The sequence below is a fragment of the Lentzea chajnantorensis genome (assembly GCF_054300775.1).
Genome location: NZ_JBSDZT010000002.1, coordinates 234,810 through 259,855 on the forward strand (window position 1 = coordinate 234,810; position 25,046 = coordinate 259,855).

General features: G+C 71.7%; 20 protein-coding genes and 1 pseudogene. 9 read left to right on the forward strand and 12 right to left on the reverse strand.

All coding sequences use genetic code 11. The annotated features are described in order from the left end of the window. Positions 1-7 precede the first annotated feature (7 nt). Genes ACVDFE_RS01535 through ACVDFE_RS01545 form a run of 3 tightly spaced genes read right to left on the reverse strand, consistent with a single transcriptional unit; the run spans position 8 to position 3,554 of the window. Positions 8-958 carry an ABC transporter ATP-binding protein gene (locus ACVDFE_RS01535; protein WP_458429321.1) on the reverse strand — a complete coding sequence of 317 codons (951 nt, stop codon included), beginning with the start codon at positions 956-958 and terminating at the stop codon, positions 8-10. Further along, positions 958-2,574, reverse strand: a complete 1,617-nt coding sequence (locus ACVDFE_RS01540) for an ABC transporter permease (protein WP_458429322.1) — start codon at positions 2,572-2,574, stop codon at positions 958-960. The genes ACVDFE_RS01535 and ACVDFE_RS01540 overlap by 1 nt, the downstream gene beginning before the upstream one ends. Beyond that, the gene (locus ACVDFE_RS01545) at positions 2,550-3,554 is read right to left on the reverse strand and encodes a thiamine ABC transporter substrate-binding protein (RefSeq protein ID WP_458429323.1); all 1,005 of its coding nucleotides are present in this window, start codon (positions 3,552-3,554) and stop codon (positions 2,550-2,552) included. The genes ACVDFE_RS01540 and ACVDFE_RS01545 overlap by 25 nt, the downstream gene beginning before the upstream one ends. 131 nt (positions 3,555-3,685) lie before the next feature. On the opposite strand from ACVDFE_RS01545, the gene ACVDFE_RS01550 reads away from it, so the two are divergent. After that, on the forward strand, positions 3,686-3,979 hold the full coding sequence (locus ACVDFE_RS01550; protein WP_458429324.1) for a 4a-hydroxytetrahydrobiopterin dehydratase: 294 nt from the start codon (positions 3,686-3,688) through the stop codon (positions 3,977-3,979). Positions 3,980-3,991: 12 nt separating this feature from the next. On the opposite strand, the gene ACVDFE_RS01555 is transcribed toward ACVDFE_RS01550, so the two are convergent. The 6 genes from ACVDFE_RS01555 to ychF form a co-directional block, all read right to left on the reverse strand. Next, positions 3,992-5,335: a mannosyltransferase gene (locus ACVDFE_RS01555; RefSeq protein ID WP_458429325.1), complete on the reverse strand. Its 1,344-nt coding sequence runs from the start codon at positions 5,333-5,335 to the stop codon at positions 3,992-3,994. Positions 5,336-5,524: 189 nt separating this feature from the next. Then, complete coding sequence (locus tag ACVDFE_RS01560) at positions 5,525-5,680, reverse strand: DUF6131 family protein (RefSeq protein ID WP_170067891.1); 156 nt, start codon at positions 5,678-5,680, stop codon at positions 5,525-5,527. Between the two features lie 66 nt (positions 5,681-5,746). Continuing rightward, positions 5,747-8,449, reverse strand: coding sequence for a BTAD domain-containing putative transcriptional regulator (locus tag ACVDFE_RS01565; RefSeq protein ID WP_458429326.1), 2,703 nt, complete (start codon positions 8,447-8,449; stop codon positions 5,747-5,749). Beyond that, positions 8,446-11,196 (reverse strand): BTAD domain-containing putative transcriptional regulator, encoded by a 2,751-nt coding sequence (locus ACVDFE_RS01570; RefSeq protein ID WP_458429327.1) that lies wholly within the window; start codon positions 11,194-11,196, stop codon positions 8,446-8,448. The genes ACVDFE_RS01565 and ACVDFE_RS01570 overlap by 4 nt, the downstream gene beginning before the upstream one ends. A gap of 77 nt (positions 11,197-11,273) precedes the next feature. Beyond that, complete coding sequence (locus ACVDFE_RS01575) at positions 11,274-12,410, reverse strand: Fic family protein (RefSeq protein ID WP_458429328.1); 1,137 nt, start codon at positions 12,408-12,410, stop codon at positions 11,274-11,276. 80 nt (positions 12,411-12,490) lie between these two features. Continuing rightward, positions 12,491-13,570, reverse strand: a complete 1,080-nt coding sequence (gene ychF / locus ACVDFE_RS01580; protein ID WP_360386074.1) for a redox-regulated ATPase YchF — start codon at positions 13,568-13,570, stop codon at positions 12,491-12,493. Between the two features lie 80 nt (positions 13,571-13,650). On the opposite strand from ychF, the gene ACVDFE_RS01585 reads away from it, so the two are divergent. Both ACVDFE_RS01585 and ACVDFE_RS01590 read left to right on the forward strand, forming a co-directional pair. Continuing rightward, on the forward strand, positions 13,651-14,937 hold the full coding sequence (locus ACVDFE_RS01585) for an AlkA N-terminal domain-containing protein (protein WP_360386073.1): 1,287 nt from the start codon (positions 13,651-13,653) through the stop codon (positions 14,935-14,937). Next, on the forward strand, positions 14,934-15,431 hold the full coding sequence (locus ACVDFE_RS01590; protein ID WP_458429329.1) for a methylated-DNA--[protein]-cysteine S-methyltransferase: 498 nt from the start codon (positions 14,934-14,936) through the stop codon (positions 15,429-15,431). The genes ACVDFE_RS01585 and ACVDFE_RS01590 overlap by 4 nt, the downstream gene beginning before the upstream one ends. 322 nt (positions 15,432-15,753) lie before the next feature. On the opposite strand, the gene ACVDFE_RS01595 is transcribed toward ACVDFE_RS01590, so the two are convergent. Further along, complete coding sequence (locus ACVDFE_RS01595) at positions 15,754-18,630, reverse strand: AAA family ATPase (RefSeq protein WP_458429330.1); 2,877 nt, start codon at positions 18,628-18,630, stop codon at positions 15,754-15,756. Further along, positions 18,627-19,766 carry an exonuclease SbcCD subunit D gene (locus tag ACVDFE_RS01600; RefSeq protein ID WP_458429331.1) on the reverse strand — a complete coding sequence of 380 codons (1,140 nt, stop codon included), beginning with the start codon at positions 19,764-19,766 and terminating at the stop codon, positions 18,627-18,629. The genes ACVDFE_RS01595 and ACVDFE_RS01600 overlap by 4 nt, the downstream gene beginning before the upstream one ends. A gap of 98 nt (positions 19,767-19,864) precedes the next feature. Between ACVDFE_RS01600 and ACVDFE_RS01605 the strand changes: the two are divergent. Beyond that, positions 19,865-20,777: pseudogene (locus tag ACVDFE_RS01605) on the forward strand (DNA recombination protein RmuC). A gap of 89 nt (positions 20,778-20,866) precedes the next feature. Beyond that, on the forward strand, positions 20,867-21,586 hold the full coding sequence (locus ACVDFE_RS01610; protein WP_360386065.1) for a DUF6542 domain-containing protein: 720 nt from the start codon (positions 20,867-20,869) through the stop codon (positions 21,584-21,586). Positions 21,587-21,721: 135 nt separating this feature from the next. Here ACVDFE_RS01610 and ACVDFE_RS01615 read toward each other — a convergent pair whose 3' ends face one another. Beyond that, a complete protein-coding gene (locus ACVDFE_RS01615; RefSeq protein WP_458429332.1) occupies positions 21,722-22,666 on the reverse strand; it encodes a 4-hydroxy-3-methylbut-2-enyl diphosphate reductase in 945 nt (314 codons plus the stop codon). A 63-nt stretch (positions 22,667-22,729) separates the two neighbouring features. Here ACVDFE_RS01615 and ACVDFE_RS01620 point away from each other — a divergent pair, with 63 nt between their 5' ends. Genes ACVDFE_RS01620 through ACVDFE_RS01635 form a run of 4 tightly spaced genes read left to right on the forward strand, consistent with a single transcriptional unit; the run spans position 22,730 to position 25,023 of the window. Continuing rightward, positions 22,730-23,221: a lipid droplet-associated protein gene (locus tag ACVDFE_RS01620; RefSeq protein ID WP_360386061.1), complete on the forward strand. Its 492-nt coding sequence runs from the start codon at positions 22,730-22,732 to the stop codon at positions 23,219-23,221. Continuing rightward, the gene (xseA, locus tag ACVDFE_RS01625) at positions 23,218-24,465 is read left to right on the forward strand and encodes an exodeoxyribonuclease VII large subunit (RefSeq protein WP_360386059.1); all 1,248 of its coding nucleotides are present in this window, start codon (positions 23,218-23,220) and stop codon (positions 24,463-24,465) included. Before ACVDFE_RS01620 ends, xseA begins: the two co-directional genes overlap by 4 nt. Next, positions 24,455-24,799 carry a sugar ABC transporter substrate-binding protein gene (locus ACVDFE_RS01630; protein WP_360386057.1) on the forward strand — a complete coding sequence of 115 codons (345 nt, stop codon included), beginning with the start codon at positions 24,455-24,457 and terminating at the stop codon, positions 24,797-24,799. Before xseA ends, ACVDFE_RS01630 begins: the two co-directional genes overlap by 11 nt. Then, positions 24,796-25,023 (forward strand): exodeoxyribonuclease VII small subunit, encoded by a 228-nt coding sequence (locus ACVDFE_RS01635; RefSeq protein ID WP_360386055.1) that lies wholly within the window; start codon positions 24,796-24,798, stop codon positions 25,021-25,023. Before ACVDFE_RS01630 ends, ACVDFE_RS01635 begins: the two co-directional genes overlap by 4 nt. Positions 25,024-25,046 lie beyond the last annotated feature (23 nt).

Below are 25,046 nucleotides of genomic sequence, written 5' to 3' on the forward strand. Positions count from 1 at the left end.
CCAACAACTACCCGACGCGCGCGACACCGTCCAAGTCGATTGCGAGCCGCACCCGGTCACCGACCGACACCGGTCCGACGGCCTCGTACTCCTCGCCGTCGATCTCCACGAGCAACCGCACGTGGTCGCGCCGGTGCACCCGTTCCACCACCGTCCCGGACAACGGCCCGTCGGCGTCGACGCGCAACGCCGTCGCCCGCAGCCCCACTCGCGGAACGTCCAGCCCGACGAACGAACCGGGCACGAACTTGCCGCACCCCAGGAACTTCGCCGTCTCCACGTCGACCGGCGCCGACCAGACCTCCGCGGGCGGCCCGACCTGGACGACCCGGCCGCGCGACATGATCGCCACCCGGTCGGCCAGCGTGAACGCCTCGTCGTGGTCGTGCGTCACGACCAGCGCCGTCGTGGCCGACTCCCGCAGCAGCCGCGCCAGGTCCACCGCGAGCTGCTCGCGCAACGCCCGGTCCAGCGCCGACAGCGGTTCGTCCAGCAGCAGCAACCGCGGTGACGGCGCCAGCGCCCGTGCCAGCGCCACCCGTTGCTGCTCGCCGCCGGACAGCTGCGTCACGCGCCGGTCGGCGTACCCGTCGAGGCCGACGAGCTCCAGCAGCGACACCACCCGCTTGTCGCGCTCCTCGCGGTCGACGCCCCGCATCCGCAGCCCGAACGCCACGTTGCCCGCCACCGACCGGTGCGGGAACAGCTGCCCGTCCTGGAACACCAGCCCGAACCCCCGCCGGTGCACCGGCACGCCGGCCAGGTCAGCGCCGTCCCAGCGCACCGCGCCCGCGGACGGCTTCTCCAGTCCCGCGACGGTGCGCAGCAGCGTCGACTTGCCGCAGCCGGACGGCCCGAGCAGCGCCACGACCTCGCCGTCGGCGACCTCCAGCGACACGCCGTCGACGGCCGTCGTCCGTCCATACCGGACGGTGATCGAGCCGAGTGCCAGTGCCATCAGAACTCCCCGCTGCTCGGCACGCGCAACCGCTCGATCAGCAGCACGCACCCGACCGTGACGACCATCAGCAGCGCGCACGCCGCGTAGGCCATCTGGCTGTTCAACTCCCCCGGCCGCGACATCAGCCGCGCGATCACCACCGGCAGCGTCGGCGACTCCGGCCGCGCCAGGAAGCTCGTGGCACCGAACTCCCCCAGCGCCACCACGTACCCGAACCCGGCCGCCGCCGCGAGCGAGCGCCCGACCAGCGGCAGGTCGACCTCGCGCCACACGCGGGCGGGCGAGGCGCCCAGCGTGGCCGCCGCCTGCCGCAGCCGTTCGTCGACCGCCCGCAGCACGGGCAGCACCATCCGCACGACCAGCGGCGTCACGACCAGCGCCTGCGCCAGCGGCACCAGCAGCGGCGAGGTGCGGAAGTCGCCCGGCAGCGCGTCCATCGTGATGAGGTACCCGAAGCCGACGGTCACCGCGGACACGCCCAGCGGCAGCATCAGCGCGGTGTCCAGCACCTCGGCGAACCGGCCGCCCGCGCGCCGCAACCCGACCAGCACGACCGCCGAGAACACCCCGACCACCAGCGCCACGGCGGTCGCGTCGAACGCCGTGCGCACCGAGTTGAGCGCCGCGTCGATCCCGGTGACCGCGAGCGTCCCGCGGTCACCGCGGGTGGTCAGCGCGGCGTACCCGGCGAGGCTCCAGCCGTCCCTTGTGGACAGCGAGCGCGTGACCAGCCCCACCACCGGCGTCAGCAGCGCGGCCACGACGGCGAACGCCGCGAGGACCACGTACCACTCACCACCGGACGGCCGGCGTGCCAGCTCCTCCCTGCCGCGCAACGACAGCGCGGTCTCCCGCCGCCTTCGGGCCAGTGCTCCGAGCACCAGCACCGCCAGCACTGCGGCGAACTGGAGCAACGACAGCGCGGCGGCACCGGACAGGTCGAACAGCTCGACCGTCCGCAGGTAGATCTCGGTCTCCAGGGTCCGGTACCGCGACCCGCCGAGCACCAGCACCACACCGAAGCTGGTGGCGCAGAACAGGAACACCACCGCCGCGGCCGACCCGACGGCGGGGGCCAGCGCCGGCAGCACCACCGACAGGAACGCCCGCGGCCGTGACGCCCCCAGCGCACGGGCGGCGTCCTCGGCCCGCCGGTCCGTGTGCGCCCACAGCCCGCCGACGGTCCGCGCGACCACGGCGACGTTGAAGAACGCGTTCGCCAGCACGATCGGCAGCACCCCGCCGTCGGGCCAGAACGTCCGGAACGCCAGGCCCACCACCACGGTCGGCAGCACGAACGGCACCATCACCGCCGCGCGCACGAACCCGAGCCCGCGAATCCGGCACCGGGCCAGCACGAACGCGAGCGGCATCCCGGCGAGCACCGCCACGGCCGTCGAGGCGAGGGCCTGGCCCAGGGTGAACCCGACCAGCTCCCAGGTCTCCCCGGCGAGGACCGCGTCGAGCACCCCGCCCTCGCGCAGGCCGAGGGTGACGATCGCCAGCACCGGCCACGCGAAGAAGAGTCCGAGGAAGGCCAGCGGCAGCAGCGCCGCCGCCGACCACCCGGTGCGGGCCGAGACCAGCGTCAGCCCTGCACGAGCTTGCGCCACTGCTCGACCCAGGCTTCGCGGTTGTCCTTCACCTTGTCGGCGGGCAGCGTCTGCGGGTTCGCCGGCAGCGGGGCGTCCTTCGTCCACGACTCGGGCAGTGCGACGCCCTCGCGCGACGGGTAGACGTACATCTGCTCGGCGACCTGCGCCTGGAACTTCTCGCCCAGCAGGAAGTCGAGGACCTTCTTCGCGTCCTCGGAGTTCTTCGCGCCGGACAGCACGCCCGCGTATTCGACCTGGCGGTAGCAGGTGCCGAGCACGGCCTTGGTCTTGCCGCCCTCCGCCGACGGCGACGACGCGTACGACACGACGATCGGCCGGTCGCCCTTGGTGGCGGAGAACTCCTGGTTGTAGGCCTCTTCCCAGCCGCTCACGACCTTGACGCCGTTGGCCTTGAGCTTGGTCCAGTACTCCTGCCAGCCGTTCTCGCCGAACTTCGCGATCGTGCCGAGCAGGAACGCGAGACCGGGCGAGGACGTGGCCGGGTTCTCCACGACCAGCTTGTCCTTGAACTTCGGGTCGACCAGGTCCTCGTAGGAGGCCGGCTCGACACCGCCGAGCTTCGCCGGGTCGATGTTGAGGCACACGTCACCGACGTCGACGGCCTGCAGCCGGTTCGTGCCGTCGACCTGGTAGCGCTGCGCGCCCTTGGCCGCCTCCGGTGAGGCGTACTCGGCGAAGACGCCCTCGGCCAGCGCCCGCGACGCGAACGTCGAGTCGACGCCGAACGCGACGTCGCCGATCGGGTTCGCCTTGGTGAGCACCAGCTTGTTGGTGAGCTCACCCGCGTCACCGCTCGCGATCTGCTTCACGGTGATGCCGGTGGCCTGCTTGAACTCGTCGAGCAGGCCGTCCTTCACCGCGAACGAGTCGTGCGTCACCAGCGTGACCTCGCGCGCCTGCGGGGCGGTCGACGTGCCGGCCGAGCACCCGGTGACCAGCGCCGCAGCGGTCAGAGCAGCGAAAATCCTTCTCATCATCTCTCCCTACGCCGGTATGACCCGGATCAGGTGGACGGTCGAGGGCTTGCGAGCCCTCCTCTCAGCCCGGCGCTTCACCGGACTCCCGTGGCGAACGCGCAGCTTACGTGACGTGGTGGGACGATCAGGACATGGCCGAGCTGTTGAGCGACGATCAGTTGAACGACGTGCTGCCCAAGCTGCCCGACTGGACCGCCCAGGACGCGGCACTGGTCCGGACGGTGGAGCTCGCGAGCTTCGCGCAGGCGATCATGGTCGTGAACCGGGTCGCGGAGATCGCGGAGAACGACAACCACCACCCGGACGTCGACATCCGGTACAAGACGCTGACATTCCGCCTGAGCACGCACTACAAGGGCGGGATCACCGCGCTGGACGTCTCCCTCGCCGAGGAGATCGACGGGGTGGTGGACGCGCTCTCCTGAGGGAGGCTGCCGTCAGCCGGCGACCCGGCTCGGTGCGCCGTCGGCGGCCTTCTCCTCACCGGAGGGCGGGCCGCCGGCCCGGCGCCGGGCCGCGAGCCCGATCGCGACCAGCGTCAGCAGGCCCGCGGCCGGGTAGCCCCAGCCGAGCACCACGAGGTACCAGGGGCGGGCGAAGTCCCAGATGTTCGGCTGGGCGAGCAGCAGGAACGAGATCAGGAAGCCGCCGGTCAGCAGCACCCACAGGCCGGCGGTGATCGTGCAGAGCACGTGGCCGCCCTCGTAGACCAGCCACAGCAGGGCGGGCACCACCCACACCCAGTGGTGGCTCCACGAGATCGGCGAGACCAGCAGGCCGAGGAACTGCACGCTGACGATCAACGCCAGCACGTCCCTGGTCCTGCTGACGGCGAACCACGCGAGCGCGGCCGCGACGACGACGGCGACGAGGTAGAGCGGCCCGGTCTGCACGTCGTGGCCGACCGTGCGGCTCAGCGCGCCGCGCATCGACTGGTTGATCGCGCTGCCGACCGGCCCGACCCGGCTCGCGTCGCCGAGCAGCTGGAACCAGAACCTGTCCGACTGCGACGGTGAGATCGCCCAGCCGATGCCGTACGTGGCCGCGAAAGCGACGAACGACCAAACGGCGGCCATCCACCTCTTCGTGATGAGGAAGTACAAACCGGAGATCGCGGGCGTCAGCTTGATGCCCGCAGTGAAACCGACACCCGCGCCGCCGACCCAGTTGCGCGCGCTCGCGAGCGTGCCGATGAGGATCGCGCACAGCACCAGGTTGATCTGCCCGTAGTTGAGCGTGGTGCGCACCGGCTCGATCCACAGCACCAGCGCGGTCCACAGCATCGCGCGGCGCGGGTCGTCGAGCCTGAGCAGCTTCAGGCTCGTGCGGACGATGAAGTACAGGCACCCGAGGCAGATCAGCTGCCAGATCCAGCGGGAGGCCTCCCACGGCACCCAGCTCATCGGCGTGAAGATCGCGGCCGCGAACGGCGGGTAGGTGAACGGTAGCGGGAAGACGTCCGCGTACTGGTCGAGCCGCCACTCGTAGAGGTCGCCCCGGAACAGGTGCGGTGATCCGTTGCGGTAGACGAGCAGGTCGATCATGGTCATCTTCGCCTGGAAGGCGACCATGAGCAGGTGCCCGACCACCGACAGGGCGAGCAGCCACGGCGCTACGGAGAGCACACGCGCTTCCACAGCACGGAGTTTCACGCGGAAAACGTTACTCGATGCAACGCGAGTGGGTACCCGAGCGTCATCAGAACGGGAGAGATCGCCGTAGGGAGTTTTTCTGATCATGTCTGTTGATCTTGTTGTTGCCGCTGTCGCCGCTCTGGGCATGCTGGGAGTCGCGTTCGGAGTGTTCGCGGCGGCCGCTCGGAGCAAGAGCAGCCTTTAGGCAGCTGAAGCCGGAGCAACGTCCACAAACCGTTGCCGCCCAAGCCGAAAGGGGGAGCCTCCACAGTGGAGGCTCCCCCTTCTGGCTTCTTAGCCCTGCTTCAGGACCGCGGTCCTGGCGTCAGGACCTTCTTAGAAGTAGTGCGCGCGACCGCCGATCGGCTTGCCGACCGCGCCGAGAACGGCGAGGATCGCGCCGATGACCAGCAGCACGACACCGATGGTCGTCAGAATGCTGATACCGGCGAGCCATCCGACGACGAGCAGGATCAGTCCGAGGACGATCATGACACCTCCAGGTGGGGAAATCCTCAACTCGGATACCCCACGAAGGTCGGTACAAACACGAATTTTCTAGCCCCGCACGACATTCAGCTCTCTGCGCACGTCTCGTGACGATCCGTCATCACGTTCGCCGATGATGTATTCCGCCTCGCGCAGACATTCCTCGCACCGCCGCAGGTCACCGGTCTGCTTGAGGACCTTCCCGAGCAGCACGAGCGTGTGCGCCAGGTCGTAGGTCGCCCGCATCTCGCGCAGCAGGCCCACGGACTCCTCGTAGTACGCGATGGCCTCGGCATACCGCCCGGCCTTCAGGTGCAGGGCGGCGAGCCCCTCGATGTTGCGGCACAGCACCGGGGTCGGCCGGACGCCGGCCTCCCGCATCGCCGCCCGCGCCTGTTCCCCGACCACGAGCGCCTGCTCGTCGTCACCGGACATCAGGTAGAAGTCGCCGAGGCTCGCGAGGTAGTTCGCCCGCTCCACCCGGTCGGCGAGCCCGTCGGCCAGGTCCCGCACCCCGAGCAGGGCGGCCAGCCCGTCCGCCGCGCGGTCCTGGAACTGGTAGATCTGGGCGAGGCCCCTGGTCAGGTTCACCCTGGAGGCGGGGTCGTCCTCCTCCAGCCGCAGCGCCGCCCGCAGGTGCAGCTCGGCGTCGTCCAGCGCCCGCATGGCGATGTACGTGCCAATCAGGCAGCGGTGCATCCGCGCACGGCCCCAGCGGCTGCCGGCGCGTTCCGCCGCCGTGAGCCCCTGGAGGTTGAGCGCCACGGCAACGGCGAGGTCACCGGCCCGCAGGACCGCCAGGTGCATCGAGAACGCCAGCGCCCACGCGACGTCGTCCGCGCCGGACCGGGCCGCGTGCGCCACGACCCGCAGCAGCGCCGGTTTCTCCGCGGCGAACCACTCCCCCGCGGCGGCCAGGTCCGCGACCGGCCGGACCACCGCGTGCGCGACCGGCGGTGCGACCGGCGGCTCGACGACCACCGACCGGACCTGTGTCCAGGCGAGCAGCGAGGTGTGCAGGTAGTGGTCGAACATGCCGCGCAGCGCGTGCTCCCGTTCGGTCTCCGGCAGCTCGGCGGCCCGTTCCGCCGCGTAGTCGCGCAACAGGTCGTGCAGGGAGTACCGGTCGTCCGCGCCGTGCTGGACGAGGGTGCCGGCGACGAGCTCGCCGAGCGCCGCGCGAGCGGTCTCCACCGGCACCGCGGCGAGGCTGGCCGCGGCGTCGGCCGTGAAGTCGGGGCCGGGGTGCAGGCCGAGGAGCACGAACACCCTCGCCGCGGTCGCGCTGACCGACCGCAGCGACCACGAGAACACGCCGCGGATGCCGGTCGTGGGGTCGTCGATGTCCAGCGCGTCGAGCCGTTCGCCGTCCAGCTCGCCGGCGAGGGTGCCCAGCGCGTCGCCGTACGCGGCACGGGCAGCGACGATGCTCAGCGCGAGCGGCAGACCCGCGCAGCGCCGCACCAGGCGGGCCACCGCCTCGGGTTCCGCCGCCACCCTGGCCGGCCCGATCCGTTCGACCAGCAGGTCGACCGACTGCCGGTCGTCGAGCACGTCCAGCGCGACCGGCAGCGCACCCTCCCGTTCCACCAGCCCGCTGAGCCGGTTGCGACTGGTGACGACCACGAGGGTCGCCGCACCGCCGGGCAGCAACGGCCGCACCTGCTCGACATCACGCGCGTTGTCCAACAGCAGCAGCACGCGGCGTTCGGCCAGCGCCGACCGATAGGCCGCGAGGAGGGCGTCCTCCGCCGCCGGCACACCGGCCGCGGCGAAACCGAGCGCCACCAGGAAGTCACGGGCCACCGACAGCGGGTCGACCGGCTCGGCACGCGAGTCGAACCCGCGCAGGTTCACGTAGAGCTGCCCGTCGGGGAACCGGTCAGCCTGCTCGTGCGCCCACCGCACGGCCAGCGCGGTCTTGCCGACCCCGCCGATCCCGTTGATCGCCGAGATCAGCACCGGCTCACCCGGCCGCGCCCGCACCAGCTCGGTGAGCCGGTCGAGCTCCCGCTCCCTGCCCACGAAGTGCGGGACACCGGCCGGCAGCTGCCGGGGCACGTCGTCGGGCGGCACCTCACCGCTGAGCACCTGCCGGTGCGCGTCGCGCAGCCGTTGCCCGGGACCGGTTCCCAGCTCGGCGGCGAGGCGGGCGCGGACCTCCTCGTAGACCGCCAGCGCCTCCGCCTGCTGGTCCGACCGGTGCAACGCCAGCACCAGCTGCGCCCAGAACACCTCCCGCAACGGGTACCGCGCGACCAGCGCCCGCAGCTCGGGCACGAGCGCGCCGGTGTCGCGGGCGAGGTCCTGGTCGATCCGGCGTTCCAGCGCCACGACCTGTTCTTCGAGCAGCGGTGGCACGTCGTCGCGGTGCAGCGGCTCGGAGACCACGTCGGCCAGCACCGGGCCGCGCCACAGCGCCAGCGCCGCGTGCAGCTCCCCCTGCTCCACCAGCACGCGGAACCGCGTGAGGTCCAGCTGTTCCGGCGCCACCACGGCCGCGTAGCCGCCGCTGCGGGTGGTGACGCAGCCGGCCGCGCCGAGCGCCTGCCGCAGCCGCGTCACGACCATGTGCAACGTCTTGTGCGCGCGGTCCGGCGCGGGCGGTGCGCCGTCCCACAGCCGGTCCACCAGCTCGTCGACGGACACGAACTCGTTGGCGCGCAACAACAACGTCGCGAGCAGCACCCGGCAGCGGCCGGCCGGGACGGTGACCGGCGCACCGTCGAGCAGGACCTCCAGCGGCCCCAGCACCCGGTACTCGGCCTTCACGCCGTCGTCCCGTCGGCGTCCTCGATCCGGTCGAGCCGGGCGAGCAGGTCCTGCAGGTCCTCCGCCCCCTGGTAGTACGTCGAGTCCTGGCTGCCCTTGATGATCTGCACGGCTTCGAGGAGGCACTCGCGCGCCTGGACGGGGTCCCCCATGGCGATGAACGCCTCGCTCATCTTGCGCAGGCAGTCGGCGATGTTGGTCGCGGTCCGCATGTCCCGCCACATCTGCAACGCCCGCCGGTAGATCACAACGGCCTCGGTGTGCCGTCCCAGCGCGTGGTGGATGTCACCCAGCGTCTCCGTGTTGCCGCACGGTCCCTCGTCCTGGCCGTTGAAGTCGGTCTCCGCGAACTTCTCGGCCGCCTGCAGGCAGAGCTGCAGGGCCCGCTCGTGCTGCCCGACGGTGTGGTGGGCGCGACCCAGTGCGGCGAGGTGGCGGCCGACCTCGTAGCTGTCGTCCTGGCCCACGATCCGCGGGTGGATCTCCGCCAGCACGTCGAGCGCGTCCGCCAGCCGGCCCTGCCGTTCGTAGGCGAACGCGAGCCCGCGCCGCAGGTGCGCCTCCGCGAGGACGTTGCCGCCGGGCCGGGCGCACCGGATCGCCTCGCGCAGGTGGAACTCGGTCTCCCCGTAGTCGTCGAAGCTCATGAGGATCGCGGCGATCCTGCGGTGCATGAGGCTCTGCGCCTCCACGTCGCCGAGCCGCTGCGCCGCGGCCAGCCCGAGGCGGTGCAGGCCCACCGCCTCCCGCATGTAGCCCTGCCGGGAGAGGTAGCCGTGCAGCATGAACGGCACCCGCCAGACGACGTGGTCCGCACCCAGCTCGTTCGCGCGCTCGACGGTGCCGAACAGCACCGGGTACTCGGCGCCGAACCGCGCCCACGCCACGTCCGAGTCCGGGACCTCCTCGACGACCACTCCCGGCGAGGGCGGCTCCGTGACGACCGGCGGGATGTTGAACTGCAACCGCTGCCAGCAGTTCTGGGTCAGGTGCAGGTAGTGCTCGAACATCCGGTGCACCGCCGCGTCCCGCACCTGCGCCGGCAGCTCGGCCGCCCGTTCCGCCGCGTAGTCGCGCACCAGGTCGTGCTGCGAGTACCGGCCGCTCGCACCGACCTGCACGAGGCTGCCCGCGACCAGCTCGGCGAGCGCGCGCCGGGCCTCGGCCGCCGGCAGCGCGGTGAGGCTCGCCACGGCGCTCAACGCGAAGTCGGGGCCGGGGTGCAGCCCGAGCAGCACGAACGTCCTGGCCGCCGGCTCGCTGACCGACCGCAGCGACCACGAGAACACACCGCGGACGCCGGTGGTCGGGTCGTCGATGTCCAGCGCGTCGAGCCGTTCGTCGTCCAGCTCGTCGGCGAGGGTGCCCAGCGAGTCCCCGTACGCGGCACGCGCGGCGACGATGCTCAGCGCGAGCGGCAACCCGGCACACCGCTTGACCAGCCGCCGCACCGCGTCCGGCTCGGCCTCGACCCTGGCGGCGCCGACGCGTTCGACCAGCAGGGCGACCGCCTGCCGTTCGTCGAGCACGTCCAGCGCGACCGGCAGCGCACCCTCCCGCGCCACCAGCCCGGCGAGCCGGTTGCGGCTCGTGACGACCACCAGGTTCGCCGCGCCACCGGGCAGCAACGGCCGCACCTGCTCGACGTCACGCGCGTTGTCGAGCACCAGCAACATCCGCCGCTCGGCCAGCGCCGACCGGTACGCCGCCACGAGCGGCTCCCCCGACGTCGGGATCTCGTGCGACGCGAAGCCCAGCGCCACCAGGAAGTCGCGGGCCACCAACATCGGGTCCGCGGGCTCGGCCTGGGAGTCGAACCCGCGCAGGTTCACGTAGAGCTGCCCGTCGGGGAACCGGTCGGCCTGCTGGTGCGCCCACTGCACCGCGAGCGCGGTCTTCCCGACGCCGCCGATCCCGTTGATCGCCGAGATCAGCACCGGCTCACCCGGCCGCGTCCGCAGCAGCTCGGTGAGCCGGTCGAGCTCCCGCTCCCGACCGACGAAGTGCGGCACACCGGCCGGCAACTGCCGCGGCACACCGCCGGACGGCACCTCACCGCTGAGCACCTGCCGGTGCGCGTCGCGCAACCGCTGACCGGGGTCGACCCCGAGCTCGTCGGCGAGGCTCCTGCGCACCTCCTCGTAGACGGCGAGCGCCTCCGCCTGCTGGTTCGACCGGTGCAACGCCAGCACCAACTGCGCCCAGAACGTCTCCCGCAACGGGTGCTTCCCGATCAACGCCCGCAACTCGGGCACCAGCACGTCGGTGTCCCGCGCCAGGTCCTCGTCGATGCGCCGCTCCAACGCCACGACGTGCTCCTCCACCAGCGGCGGCACGTCCTCGCGGTGCAACGCCTCCGAAGCGACGTCGGCCAGCACCGGCCCCCGCCACAACCCCAGCGCCGCCCGGAACTCCCCCTGCTCCACCAACGCCCGGAACCGCGTGAGGTCCAGCTGCTCCGGCGCGACCTCCGCGCGGTACCCACCGGACACCGTCCGCACGCAGCTGGCCGCCCCCAACGCCCGCCGCAACCGCAACACGACCGTCTGCAACGTCTTGTGCGCCCGTTCCGCAGCCGGCGGCGCCCCTTCCCACACCCGGTCCACCAACTCGTCGACGGACACGAACTCGTTGGCGCGCAACAACAAGGTGGCCAGCAACACCCGTCCCCGCCCAGCCGGGACGGCGATCGGCTCGCCGTCGGCCAGCACCTCGAGCGGTCCCAGGACGCGGTACTCGACGATCACACAGCGAGAGTCTAGGTGTGATCGTCAACCGAGTACCCGCGCGTTTCGACCGCGCGAGCCGGGAGTCCAGGTCACCGTCAGGACGCGTACGGGTCGATCAGCGTCAGCGGTGTCCGAGCCGCTTCGAGGGCCGGTTCCGGAAAAGCCGAACCGGCCGTGTAGAAGCGCGCACGGGTGCGACCGACAGGTGTGAGGACCCCGGCGGCGACCAGGTCCCTGAGATCACGCTGGGCTCGTTGCAGGCCCAGGTCCTCGGCTCGCTCGTAGCGGGTACGGCGCACCCGGCCCGACATCGCGACGTCGTGCAGAGCCGACACCACCCTCTGCTCCAGCCCCCGGGACGCGGCGAACTCGTCGAGCAGCACCCACACGCGACCAGAACGGTCCAGGCGACTGCGCACGGTCTGCGCCTGCTGGTGGTAAGCGGTGAGGTTGAACCGAACCCAGCCGGAGACGTCCTGGTCAGGACGGTAGATCGCCCCGCGGCTCTGCAGTTCGCGGTAGTACTCCCAGGTGTTGCCCGGCCGCCCGAGCCACGCCTCGATCGAGGAGAACTCCGGCGCCAGCTCTCCCTCCCTGGCGATCATGAGCGTCTGGAGCGACCGGGACATGCGGCCGTTCCCGTCCGCCCACGGGTGGATGGAGACGAGGTGGAGATGCGCCATCGCGGCACGCACGAGCGGATGACTGCCGTCGTCCGCGTTCAGCCACTCCACCAGCTCGCCCATCAAATCCGGCACGTCGGCCGCTTCGGGCGCCGTGTACACCGCGATGCTGGGGTCTCGGGCATCCGTCACGTACACCGCGCCGCGACGCCACTGGCCAGCCGGCTTGCGCGGGGTGTTGCGGTGCCCCTGCAGCATCCAGTGGAGCGCGTTGAGGAGCTCCTTGCCGTACCGGAAGTCCTCGACGTCGTGCAGCGTCTGGATGTACGTCATCATCCGCTGGTAGGCGAGCGTCTCCTCGCGATCTTCTTCGGAGACGTCGACGTCCCGTTCACCGTCGATCAGGTCCTCGACGTCCACGGTGGACACCTTGAAGCCTTCGATCGAGTTGGAGGCGGCCACCGCGTCAGCGGTCAGGAACTTGCGCAGCCCGTCGGTCCACTTCGTCGGAGCGGACCGGACCTGGAGGCGCAACGAGCGCCGCAGTTCCTCGATCTCGTGCAGAACACGCTGATCTTCGGACCTGAGGGCGGGCGTGGGGTACAGCATCGACCAACAATAGAATGACGCAAACATTGCGTCAATGCGTCAGGTGCCGGACCTCCACGATCCGGCACCGTCGTCCGGGGTCAGACGTTGAAGCGGAACTCCACGACGTCGCCGTCCGCCATCACGTAGTCCTTGCCCTCCATGCGGACCTTGCCCGCCGCCTTCGCGTCGGCCTTCGAGCCCGCGGCCACCAGGTCGTCGAACGACACGACCTCGGCCTTGATGAAGCCCTTCTCGAAGTCGGTGTGGATGACGCCCGCGGCCTGCGGGGCCGTCGCGCCCTGCGGGATGGTCCACGCCCGCGCTTCCTTCGGGCCCGCGGTCAGGTAGGTCTGCAGGCCGAGGGTGTGGAAGCCGGCGCGGGCGAGCGAGTGCAGGCCCGGCTCGTGCTGGCCGATGGACTCCAGCAGTTCGAGGGCCGACTCCTGGTCGAGCTCCAGCAGCTCGGACTCGACCTTGGCGTCGAGGAACACCGCGTCGGCCGGGGCGACCAGCTCGCGCAGCTCCTTCTGGCGGGCCTCGTCGCCCAGCACGCCCTCGTCGGCGTTGAAGACGTAGAGGAACGGCTTGGTCGTGAGCAGGGACAGCTCGCGGATCAGCGCGTGGTCCACCTCGGACTTCGCGGAGAACAGCGTGCGGCCGGAGTCGAGGATCTCCTTGGCCTTCTGCGCGGCCTCGAGGGCGGGGCGGCGGTCCTTCTGCATCCGCGCCTCCTTCTCCAGGCGCGGGACGGCCTTCTCCAGGGTCTGGAGGTCGGCGAGGATCAGCTCGGTGTTGATCGTCTCCATGTCGGAGGCGGGGTCGACGCGGCCGTCGACGTGCACCACGTCGGGGTCGTCGAACACGCGGATGACCTGGCAGATCGCGTTGGCCTCGCGGATGTTGGCGAGGAACTTGTTGCCGAGGCCCTCGCCCTCCGACGCGCCCTTGACGATGCCTGCGATGTCGACGAACGACACCACGGCCGGCACCTCGCGCTCCGAGCCGAAGATCTCGGCGAGCTTGGTGAGGCGCGCGTCCGGCAGCGGCACGACGCCGACGTTCGGCTCGATGGTCGCGAACGGGTAGTTCGCGGCGAGCACGTCGTTGCGCGTCAGTGCGTTGAAGAGGGTGGACTTGCCGACGTTGGGCAGGCCGACGATACCGAGGGTCAAACTCACGGGTGACGAGTCTACGGCAGGCCACGGTGGTGTCCGATTCCCGCGAGCCATAGCGCGTTCCCGCTGGCAGGATCGCTGACATGGTCATCGACGAAGAACACGCGTACCGGGTGTGCGCCGCACGTGACGCCCGGTTCGACGGGTGCTTCATCCACGCGGTGCGCACGACCGGCATCTACTGCCGGCCGTCGTGCCCCGCGGTGACCCCGAAGCGCCGCAACAGCCGGTTCTTCCTCACCGCGGCCGCCGCGCAGTCCGCCGGCTTCCGCGCCTGCCGCCGCTGCCTGCCCGACGCCACGCCCGGTTCGCCGGAGTGGAACCTGCGCGCCGACCTGGCCGCCCGCGCGATGCGGCTGATCAGCGACGGCGTGGTCGAACGCGACGGCGTGTCCGGCCTGGCGACGAAGCTCGGCTACTCGGAACGCCACCTCACGCGGGTGCTGACCGCCGAGCTGGGCGCGGGTCCGCTGGCGCTGGCCCGTGCCCACCGCGCGCACGCCGCCCGTTTGCTGATCGAGACGACCGAGATGGCATTCGCCGACATCGCGTTCGCGGCCGGGTTCGCCTCGGTGCGGCAGTTCAACGACACCATCCGCATGGTGTTCGCCTCCACCCCCTCCGACATGCGCGGCCGCGGCAAGGCGCCGGTCGGCACGCCGGGCCGGATCGTGCTGCGCCTGCCCTACCGGCCCCCGTTCGACGCCGTCGGCCTGCTCGCGCACTTCCGCGCGCACGCCCTGCCCGGCGTCGAGGAGGTCACCGACGACTCCTACGCGCGCACGCTGCTCCTGCCGCACGGCGAGGCGACCGTGCGGCTGACGTTCCCGGCCGACCACGTCCTGTGCTCGCTGCGCCTGGCCGACGTCCGCGACCTGGGTGCCGCCGTCGCGCGGGTGCGGCGCCTGCTGGACCTCGACGCCGACCCGGTGGCCGTGGACTCGTTCCTCGGCGCCGACCCGCTGATCGGCCCGCTGGTCCGCGCGGTCCCCGGCATCCGCGTCGCGGGCAGCGTCGACGGCGCCGAGACCCTGCTGCGCCTCGTGGCCCCGTTCGCGGGCGTCCCGCTGCGGGTCCCGGACGGCGCGCTGACGCACCTGTACTCGGCGGGTGACCACCCGGTGGCCGAGGCGCTGGCGAGCGGCAGACTCGTCGTGGACGTGGGCCGCTCCCTCGAAGACCTGACCGAAGAGCTCGCACCCCTGGTCGGCGCCCAGAACGCCGACGAGGTGGCCATGCGGGTCCTGGGCGCACCGGACGTCCTGGTGCTCCCCGCGCGACTGCGCGACCTGGCTCCCCACGGCCCGGACTGGCGGCCGTGGCGCTCCTACGCGAGCGCACACCTGACGAGGAAGGCAGCAACCCCATGAGCGTCGCCCACACGTCCACCGTGGACACCCCGACCGGCCCGTTCACCGCGGTCGTCGCGGCGGACGGAGCGGTGCTGGCCAGCGGCTGGACCGCGGACCTCGCCCTGCTGACGCCGCAGATCCACGCCTCGCTGATGCCGTCGGAGATCGTCCCGCGCCCCGACCTCGGCACCGTGACGAAGGCCGTCGAGGCCTATCACGAGGGTGACCTGGAGGTGATCGACACCGTCGAGGTGCGGCAGAAGTCCGGACCGTTCCTGCAGCACGCGTGGGACGTCCTGCGCACCGTCCGCGCCGGCGAGCCGGTCACCTACAGCGAGTACGCGTCCCTGTCCGGGCGTCCGGCGGCGGTGCGGGCGGCGGCGTCGGCGTGCGCGCGGAACTCCGCAGCCTTGTTCGTGCCGTGCCACCGCGTGATCCGGATCGGTGGGGACCTGGGTGGGTTCCGCTGGGGGTTGGACGTGAAGCGCTGGCTGCTCGCGCACGAGAGCTGAGCCCTGGGCGATAGGGACCGGGCGCGGAACGGCAGTTCGGGCAAGGCGGCGGAGCGAGACGCGTCCGGGCGAAGCGGAGCCAGCGACGAAGCGCGGCGCGTACGGGCGAAACACGAGCGGGCGAGGCGCAGGGCCGCTGTGCGGGCGGAGCGGTCGCGAGTGGCACCTGAGCAAAGCGGGTGGACGCGAGCGGAGCGCGAGCCTGCGGGCGCGCAGGCGAACCGCGTGCGAGCCGACGGCGGCGCGACGAACACCGAGCGAGCTGGTCGCGGCGCGACCAACCGCGTGACACCGGCTCCGCGCTGGAGGTGGTGCGGGACGGTCAGGCCAGCGACACCTCCAGCGTGGAACCGGTGCGGGCCTTGCGGACGCGCAGGCGGGTGGGGATGCGTTGGCGGAGCTCCTCGACGTGGGAGACCAAGCCGACGACGCGGCCACCGGCGCGGAGCTCGTCGAGGGTGTTCATGACGATGTCGAGGGTGTCGGAGTCGAGGGTGCCGAAGCCCTCGTCGACGAACAGGGTGTCGAGGAGGGCGCCCCCGGTCTCGTTGGCCACCACGTCGGCGAGGCCCAGGGCCAGGGAGAGGGAGGCGAGGAACGACTCGCCGCCGGACAGGGTCTTGGCCGGGCGTTCGCGGCCGGAGTAGTCGTCGAGGACGTCGAGGGTGAGGCCGCCGCGGGTGCCGCGGGCGCCGGCCGAGTCGGAGTGCACGAAGCTGTAGCGGCCCTGGCTCATGCGGTGCAGGCGGGCGGAGGCGGCGACGGCGACCTCCTCCAGGCGGGCGGCCAGGACGTAGGAGCGCAGCGTCATCCTCTTCGAGTTCTGGCCGCGGCCGTTGATCACGTCGGTGAGCGCGTCCAGCTCGGCGTAGGCGGCTTCCAGCGGTTCCAGTGCCTTGCGTTCGGCGCGCAGGCGGGCGGCCAGTTCGCCGACGCGGTCGAACGCGCCGCGGGCGCGGGCCAGGCGGGTGGCGGCCTCCGAGGCGGTCGTGCGGGCCGCGGTGGCCTGGGCGACCACCTCGTCGAGGTCCACGGCGGTGGCCGGGTCGACGCCGGCGAGCTCCTCCAGGGTGGCGGTGGCGCTGGCGCGAGCGCGTTCCCAGGCGGCGATGCGGTCGTCCAGGGCCTGCAGCTTCACCGGCGGGCGGGCGGCGGCCAGGGCGGTGGGCACGTCGGCGAAGCCGGCTTCCGCGGCGAGAGCGGCGACCAGCGCCTCCTGCTCGGTCACGCGGGCCAGCGCGGCGTCGCGGGCGGAACGGCGGTCGGCCAGCTCCACCAGGGCCTTGGCCAGGCGCAGGAGGTGGTCGCGGCGGGTCAGCACGTCGTCGTGCTCACCGCGCGCGGCGTCCAGGCGGGCGGCGCGGACCTCGACGGTCGTGGTCAGGGCGGTGTGCTCGGTGCGCAGGCCGACCAGGTCCTGCTCGACGCGCGACTTCTCCGCGCCCAGGTCGCGGGTCTTGGCCTCCAGCGCCACGAACTCCGTCTGCCGCTGCGACCGGGTCCGGGCGAGCTCCGCCGCGGCGCGGTGCTCAGCTACCACGACGCCGGGCTCGTCGGAGCCCAGCACCTCCCAGCACGACTGGATGCGCAGCTCGGCTGCGTGCTGGGCCTTCTCGGCCGCGTTGCGCTGCTCCAGCGCGGCCTGCTCGTCGCGCGCCGCGTCCTCCTCGTCGGCGGCACCGACACCGCCCAGCATCGGTTGCGCGGGGGCGGGGTGGCTGGGCGACCCGCACACCGCGCACGGCTTGCCCCGCTGCAACGCCGACGCCAGCTCGATCGCCATGTTCTCCAGGCGCTGCTGGCGGACCTGCTGCAGCACGTCCTTGGCCTTCTGGTGCACGTCGATCGCCTGGTGCAGCTCGTTCTTGCGCGCCTCCAACGCCTTCAGCGCACCGGGCAGCGCCTCGGCCGCGTCCGCCTTGGCCTTCAGGCCCTCCAGCCGCGCGGACGCCTCGGCCGCGGCGTCGAGCTGGGCACGGCACCGCGCCAGCTCCTCCGGCAGCACCTCCAGCTCGGCGTTCACCGCGAGCAGCCGCCGCTCGACCTGGTAGGACGCGTGCTTGAGCTCCGAGAGCCGCCGCTCGTCGGCCTTCTGCCGTTCGGCCTCCGCGGCCAGCTCCCCGAGCCCACCGGCCTCCTCGCGGAACCGCTCGGCGTCGGCCCGCAGCTCCGTGCCCGCGTACCCCAGCCGCTCCAGCGCCTCGGCGGCCCGCGCCTCGTCGCGCAGCGCGAACTCGTGGGACTGCCGCAGCTTCGCGATCTCACCGTGCGCGGGCACGACCGGGACGGCGCGGCGGGCGGCGTCGCGTTCGGCGAACCAGGCGGCGGAGTCCGCGTCCTCCACCCGCTGCAACAGGTCGCGGGCCTCGCGGACGCGGCGGATCTGGTCGGCCTGCACGCGCGCCTGCGCGAGCAGCGCGTCGGCCGAGTCGGCGAGCCCCGCGGTCTCCACCGACCGCTCCTCCAGCTCCTTCACCGCGCGGGACAGCCGGTCGAGCAACGCCTCCAGCCAGTCCGGCTCGTCGGACGGCTCCTCGCCTGCGGCCTCGGCGACCCGGTGCACCAGTTCGTTCGCACCGCGCCGGCGCTCGTCCAGCGCGCGGCCGGCCGTCAGCCGCCTGTCGCGGAACCACTTCTCCACGTCGAGGAACCGCTCGGTGCCGAAGAGCTTCTCCAGCAGGACCTCCCGCTCGGCCGTGTCCGACCGCAGGAACTTCGCGAACTCGCCCTGCGGCAGCAGCACGACCTGGAAGAACTGCTCGTACGACATGCCCAGCAGGTCCTCGACCGCGCGTGCCACGTCGTCGATGCGGGTGATGCCCTCGCCGTCCCAGCCCTCCAGCCAGGTCAGGGAACACTTCGCGGGCTGCGTGGTGAAGCCGCCGCCGCGCTTCTTCGGCCGGTCGAACTCCGGCGAGCGCACGATCCGGAACCGACGCGCCTGCACGGTGAGCTCCAGCGACACCTCGGTCGGCGTCTGCGGGTCGGCGTACTCGCAGCGCAGCTTCTTCACGTCGCCCCGCGCGCCAGGCACCCGGCCGAACAACGCGAACGCCACCGCGTCGAGCAGTGTCGTCTTGCCCGCGCCCGTGTCCCCGTGCAGCAGGAACAGCCCGTCCGCGCCGAGCTGGTCGAAGTCGACCGCCTCGGGTCGCGGGTAGGGCCCGAACGCCGTCAGCTCCAGGCGGTGCAGCCTCATCGCTCCCGCTCCCTCGCGACCGACGCGAAAGCCTCGCGCAGCAACGCCTTCTCCGCTTCCGACGGCTCGGACCCGCGCGCGTCGGAGACGAAGCAGCAGGCCACCTCCTCGTCGGTGCGGCCGCGCACCCGCTCGGCGTAGGTCATGGTGTGCTGCTGGCCCTGCTCCGGCCGCCACTCCACGTGCACCGCGTGCTCGAACCGCTTCTGCAGCTGCCGCAACGCGTCCATCGGCCGCACCCGGTCGGTCAGCACCACCGACAGGAAGTGGTCCTCCAGCGGCGTGTGCGCCGGGTCGGACAGCACGTCCTCCAGCGTGCCCGTCACCGTCGCGAGCGCCCGCGGCACCGGCAGGTCGCGCCGCTCCACGCCGACCAAGCCGCCCTCGTCGAGCTCCACCAGCCACACGGACTTGCGGTGCCGCGCCTCGGAGAACGAGTACGCGAGCGGGCTGCCCGAGTACCGCAGGTTGTCCGCCAGCGTCTGCGGCCCGTGCAGGTGCCCCAGCGCCACGTAGTCCACGCCCTCGAACACCCGGGAGGACACGTCCTGCACGCCGCCGACCGCGATGGTGCGCTCCGACTCCGATGGCGCCCCGCCGGTGACGAACGCGTGCGCCAGCACCACCGACCGCGCCGCGCGACCGGCCAGGTCGGCCCGCACCCGCCGCATCGCCTCGGTCAGCACCCCGGCGTGACCCTTCTCCACGACTCCCAGGACGTGCCGGGCCGGCTCCGGTTCCAGGAACGGGATGCCGTACAGCACAACGGGTCCGTGCTCGTCGGCCAGCTCGACGGGCGTGGCCAGCTCGGCGATCGAGGTGCGCAGGTGCAGCCCGCCGGCCGCCGCGAACTCGCCGAACACGCCGATCCGCGCCGCCGAGTCGTGGTTGCCCGGCGTGATCACGATCCGCGCGCCGGCCGCCCTGATCCGCATCAGCACCCGCGCGCACAGCGACACCGCGTCCGCCGACGGCACCGCCCGGTCGTACAGGTCGCCGGAGATCACGACCACGTCGACCCGCTCGGAGGCGACCAGGTCGGCGAGGCCGCCCAGCACCGACTCCTGCTCCACGAGCAGGTCCCGGCCGTGGAACGTCCGCCCCACGTGCCAGTCGGAGGTGTGCAGGATCCGCATGGGCCCAACCGTAGAGACGGGGTCCGACAAAACTCCGCCAGGGTTCCCGGCGTGTCACCCGATCGAGTTCACATCGGTGGTGGAGCATCATCGGTGCCGTGACCGCAGTGATCATCACCGCCTCCCTCGTCCTGGCCCTCGTGTGCGCCGGGGCGCTGGTGTTCGTCTGGCGCCTGTACCAGGACGGCGTCCGCCGGACCGACGAGGCCATGCTCGCCATCCAGGCCGAACGCGCGCGCGTGGACGCCCAGCAAGCGGCTTTGCAACGGTACGAGGTGGCGTTCTCCAGCGTCTCCGGCCGCGGCGAGCTCGGCGAACAGGTGCTCGTCGAGACGGCGCGCGCGCTCGGCCTGAGGGAGAACCTGCACTACACGTTGCAGACGGACGTGGCCGGCGGCGGCTCGGTGCGGCCGGACATGGTGCTCAACGTCGGCGGCGGCCGCGCGGTCCCGGTCGACTCGAAGATGTCGATGGCGACCTGGGCGGAAGCGGTCGAGACCGACGACCCGCAGGAACGCCAGGACGCGCTGCGGGTGCACGTCCGCAACATCCGCTCGCGCGCCGCGGAGCTGGCCGGCAAGGGCTACCAGCGCTGGGCCGACGCGATCTACGGCACGATCATGTTCGTCCCCAACGACGGCGCCGTCGTCGCCGCGCTGGACACCGACCCGGAGCTGCTGCGCTGGCTGCTCGACCGCCGGGTGTTCCTGTGCGGCCCGACCGGGTTCGCGGTGATCGCGTCCTCCGCGATGTTCGCGGTGACCGAACGGGCACTGGCCGACGACGTCGAACAGGTCCGCGTGCAGGCCGGGCGGGCCCACCGGGCCGCCGACGCCGCGATCGACGCCGTCAACCTCTCCTCCACCCACCTGCAGCGCTTCCTCAGCGCGCGGCGCCGTGCAGCTCGACGCGCTGGAGGGGTTCCGCGCGAGCGTGGAGCCGCTCACCGACGCCTCCGCCACCCCAACGCCCCTCCCGATCGTCCGAAGGGCGGACGAACAGTCCGCATAAAACGCACAGAGCGTGCAGTCGGGTTGCTTTCTCGTGAGATAACCACGGACTGACGAACACCGAATGGCCGAACGGCTACCGTGTGCCTCGTGAGTGAGCTGCGTGACCGTCAGGACGACCTCGACGAGGTCGAGGACTACGACGCCGTGCCGTGGAACTACCGGGCCATCGGCGGGTCGTTCAAGGGCATCCCGTGGTGGGCCGCGATCCTCTGCGCGTTCATCCCGGCGGCCATCAGTGCGTTCATCGACATCAGCGGCACCAAGACGGTCGGCTGGACGTTCAACGTGGCGTTCTTCCTCGGCGCGCTCGCCGCGATCCTGCTGGTGCAGCGCCGCAGCCTGTTCGCGCCGATGGTGCAGCCGCCGCTCGTCCTGGCCGCCACCGTGCCGCTGCTGGTCCTGATGACCGGCGGGGTGGAGAAGGGCGGCCTCGCCGCCATGGCGCTGGGCCTGGGCAAGCCGCTGATCGACAGCTTCCCGGTCATGGCGATCACCACCGCCGTCACCGTGGCGCTGGGCATCGTGCGGATCTTCCTGCAGAAGGACCCGAACCGGCCGAGCGCGGACGAGGTCCGCGAGGCGAAGGCCGAGATCAAGTCGCGCAACAAGCCCGCTCGCAAGCCCGCGCGCGAAGAGGTCGTCGACGAGCCGGAGGAGCGTCCGCGCCGCCCACGTCCCGAGGGGGCCCCTGCACGCCGTCCGCGTCCGGAGGGTGCTCCGGCCCGCCGCCCACGCCCGGAAGGTGCCGCCCGTGGCGAGCGCCCGGCCGGCCAGCGCCGTCCCCGCCCCCCACGCGACGACCGCTGAGCTGCTGAAACACCCTGACTCATTTGTCCGGGCCCGGCCCGCTCAACCACACCCCGCACAACCTCGGCTGAACGCACGCGGGGACCTTTCGTACTCAGTGAGAGTACGAAAGGTCCCCGCGTGCACTTCGGAGGACTAGCGGACGAGGTCCTTGCGGAGCTCGCGCGGCAACGAGAACGTGATCCGCTCGTTCGCCGTGGTGATCTCCTCGACCTCGCCGAAACCGTGCGTCTCCAGGAACTTCAGCAGCTCCATCACGAGCAGGTCCGGCACCGACGCGCCCGAGGTGACGCCGACGGTCTCGACGCCCTCGAGCCACGCCAGGTCGACCTCCTTGGCGTAGTCGATGAGGTACGAGGCCTTGGCGCCGTGCTGCAGCGCCACCTCGACCAGGCGGACCGAGTTGGAGGAGTTCTTGGAGCCCACGACCAGCACCAGGTCGCACGACGGCGCCATCGTCTTCACCGCGGTCTGGCGGTTCGACGTGGCGTAGCAGATGTCGTCCGAGGGCGGGTCCTGCAGCTCGGGGAAGCGGTCCTTGAGCTGCCGGACGCGCACCATGGTCTCGTCGACCGAGAGCGTCGTCTGCGACAGCCAGATCACCTTGTTCGGGTCGCGCACCTCGACGGTGGCCGCGTCCTCCGCGGTGTCGACGAGCTGCACGTGGTCGGGTGCCTCACCGGCGGTGCCCTCGACCTCCTCGTGGCCCTCGTGGCCGATCAGGAGGATGTCGTAGTCCTCCTTGGCGAACCGCACGGCCTCCTTGTGGACCTTGGTGACCAGCGGGCAGGTCGCGTCGATGGTGCGCAGCGACCGCTGCTCGGCCTCCGCGTGCACCGCGGGCGACACGCCGTGCGCCGAGAACACCACCAGCGCGCCCTCGGGGACCTCGTCCGTCTCGTTGACGAAGATCGCGCCTCGGTCGGACAGGGTCTCCACGACGTACTTGTTGTGGACGATCTCCTTGCGCACGTAGACGGGAGCGCCGTACTTCTCGAGGGCGAGCTCGACCGTCTCGACGGCACGATCAACGCCCGCGCAGTAACCACGCGGCTTCGCCAACAGGACTCGCTTGGGCATGCCTCCAGGGTACCCAGGACCGTTCCTAGGCATTTGCCGCGCTGGTGCGGCAGGCTAGGCGGTATGAAGCCACTGCCACTGGGTGTCCGAGTCGCCGCCGGGCTCGCGGTGACCGCCCTCGAACAGGCCCGCAAGCTGCCGCAGCAGCTGGCCGGACTCCCGTTGACGGTGGTCAGCGAGGCTATGCAGCTCTCCATGCGGGTGCAGCAGCATGTGACCGAACTCGCCATCAAGGGCGACGACGTCCTCTCCGGACTGAGGCCCGCGGAGGAGGAGCCGGAGTGGGCGACGTTCGACGAGGACGAGACGCCGGTCACGACTTCTCAGGAAACCCCCGCCGGTGACCCGTGGGAGGAAGAGGAACGCGCGCTCGCCGAGGTGCCGGAGTTCCTGCCGTCCTACGACGAGCTGACGATCGCCCAGCTGCGCGCCCGGTTGCGGAACCTGTCGCTGGAGCACCTCGAAGAGCTGTTGCGCTACGAGCTGGACCACGCCGCGCGGCCGGAGTTCATCGGCATGCTCAACCGGCGGATCGCGACGGTCAAGGCTCAGTGACCGACAAATCCACGCCGGAGAACCCGTGGCCGGTGCGGACGGTCGCGCGCAAGCTGCTCGACTGGATCAACCGGCTCGGCGAGGTCTGGGTCGAGGGCCAGGTGACGCAGCTGAACGCCCGCAGCTCCACGGCGTTCCTGACGCTGCGCGACCCGAGCGTCGACATGTCCATGTCGATCACCGCGAGCTCGGGGATGGTGCGCGAGCTGCAGCTGACCGAGGGCAGTCGCGTGATCGTGCACGGCAAGATCAGCTTCTACCCGAACCGCGGCACGCTCTCGTTGCGCGCGGACGAGATCCGCGCGGTCGGCATCGGCGAGCTGCTCGCCCGCATCGAACGGCTGCGCAAGCTGCTGCACGCCGAGGGCCTGTTCGACCCGCGCCGCAAGCGCAGGCCGCCGTTCCTGCCGCAGAAGATCGGGCTCGTCACCGGACGCGCCTCCGCGGCGGAGCGGGACGTGCTGACGAACGCGCGGAACCGCTGGCCCGGCGCGCACTTCCGCGTCATCAACGTCGCCGTGCAGGGCCCGACCGCGGTCACCCAGGTGATCACCGCACTGTCCACTTTGGATCGCGATCCGGAGTGCGACGTCATCATCATCGCCCGCGGCGGCGGCAGCGTGGAGGACCTGCTGCCGTTCTCCGACGAGGCGATGTGCCGCGCGGTCGCGTCGTGCCGCACTCCGGTGCTGTCCGCGATCGGGCACGAACCGGACACCCCGCTCATCGACCACGTCGCTGACGTGCGGTGTTCGACGCCCACCGACGCGGGCAAACGGGTGGTTCCCGATGTCGCCGAGGAGGGTGAACGGGTCAGGCAGATGCGCGACCGCGGCCGGCGCGCGCTGCACGGCTGGGTCGACCGCGAACGCCGCCTGCTCGACCAGCTGCGCTCACGACCTGTGCTTTCGGACCCGCACGGTCCGCTCGACCGCAGGGCAGAAGAGGTGAACCGGCTGCGGGAGCAGGGACGGCGAGCGGTCACGCAACGTCTCGACCGCGAGGACGTCCACCTCTCCGGGACGAAAGCCCGCTTGACGACCCTGGGACCAGCCGCCACGCTGGCGCGCGGATATGCCGTTGTGCAACTCGTCACACCCGACGGGCCGGACGGTGTGTTGCGGTCCGTGACGGACGCCCCCGGCGGAACACAGCTGCGGGTGCGCGTCGTTGACGGAGCAGTGCGCGCTGTGGTGACCAGCGCGGGAACCGATGCGGGAGGGGGAGGTACCGATGATGCGTGATGCCGTGTTCCTGCCCCTGACCATGGAGGCGGCCGGCGCGTGCGCGTCCGGGCTGCGCACCAAGGCGGAGGCGGCGAACAGGGCCGCGGCGGAGTGCTGGACCGATCTGGTGGGCGACTGCGACACCGCGAGCCGCCGGACGCTGATCCTGACGTTGCACGACCTGAGCGAGGCCACCGCGGGCACGGTGCAGTACCGGCGTGTCGCGGAGGCCGAGGCGCTCATCGACGAGGCGGTGCGAGAGGGTGACGGCGAGGAGTTCGCGGAGGCGCTGGTCGGGTACGACCTGGCCGTCGCGACCGTGCTGAGCCGTCTGAGGAGCCAGTCCGCGTGAGTCCGGAAGCGCAGAAGGAAACACTGGGTTACGAAGCCGCCCGCGACGAGCTGGTCGAGGTGGTCCGCAAGCTGGAGGCCGGTGGCCTGTCGCTGGAGGACTCGCTTGCGCTCTGGGAACGCGGTGAGGCGCTCGCCAAGACGTGTGAGCAGCATCTCGCCGGTGCGCGCGAGCGAATCGATGCAGCTCTCGCCGTGGTCGAGGAGGACGTTTCGCAGGCGTGATCCCGTGCAAGGATTCAGATTGC

Excerpts from the sequence above, each read along its gene's own strand:
- ACVDFE_RS01535 (WP_458429321.1), bottom strand. The coding sequence starts at position 958 with ATGGCACTGGCACTCGGCTCGATCACCGTCCGGTATGGACGGACGACG.
- ACVDFE_RS01545 (WP_458429323.1), bottom strand. The coding sequence starts at position 3,554 with ATGATGAGAAGGATTTTCGCTGCTCTGACCGCTGCGGCGCTGGTCACC.
- ACVDFE_RS01550 (WP_458429324.1), top strand. The coding sequence starts at position 3,686 with ATGGCCGAGCTGTTGAGCGACGATCAGTTGAACGACGTGCTGCCCAAG.
- ACVDFE_RS01555 (WP_458429325.1), bottom strand. The coding sequence starts at position 5,335 with ATGCCCAGAGCGGCGACAGCGGCAACAACAAGATCAACAGACATGATC.
- ACVDFE_RS01560 (WP_170067891.1), bottom strand. The coding sequence starts at position 5,680 with ATGATCGTCCTCGGACTGATCCTGCTCGTCGTCGGATGGCTCGCCGGT.
- ACVDFE_RS01575 (WP_458429328.1), bottom strand. The coding sequence starts at position 12,410 with ATGCTGTACCCCACGCCCGCCCTCAGGTCCGAAGATCAGCGTGTTCTG.
- ACVDFE_RS01585 (WP_360386073.1), top strand. The coding sequence starts at position 13,651 with ATGGTCATCGACGAAGAACACGCGTACCGGGTGTGCGCCGCACGTGAC.
- ACVDFE_RS01590 (WP_458429329.1), top strand. The coding sequence starts at position 14,934 with ATGAGCGTCGCCCACACGTCCACCGTGGACACCCCGACCGGCCCGTTC.
- ACVDFE_RS01595 (WP_458429330.1), bottom strand. The coding sequence starts at position 18,630 with ATGAGGCTGCACCGCCTGGAGCTGACGGCGTTCGGGCCCTACCCGCGA.
- ACVDFE_RS01600 (WP_458429331.1), bottom strand. The coding sequence starts at position 19,766 with ATGCGGATCCTGCACACCTCCGACTGGCACGTGGGGCGGACGTTCCAC.
- ACVDFE_RS01615 (WP_458429332.1), bottom strand. The coding sequence starts at position 22,666 with ATGCCCAAGCGAGTCCTGTTGGCGAAGCCGCGTGGTTACTGCGCGGGC.
- ACVDFE_RS01620 (WP_360386061.1), top strand. The coding sequence starts at position 22,730 with ATGAAGCCACTGCCACTGGGTGTCCGAGTCGCCGCCGGGCTCGCGGTG.
- ACVDFE_RS01630 (WP_360386057.1), top strand. The coding sequence starts at position 24,455 with ATGATGCGTGATGCCGTGTTCCTGCCCCTGACCATGGAGGCGGCCGGC.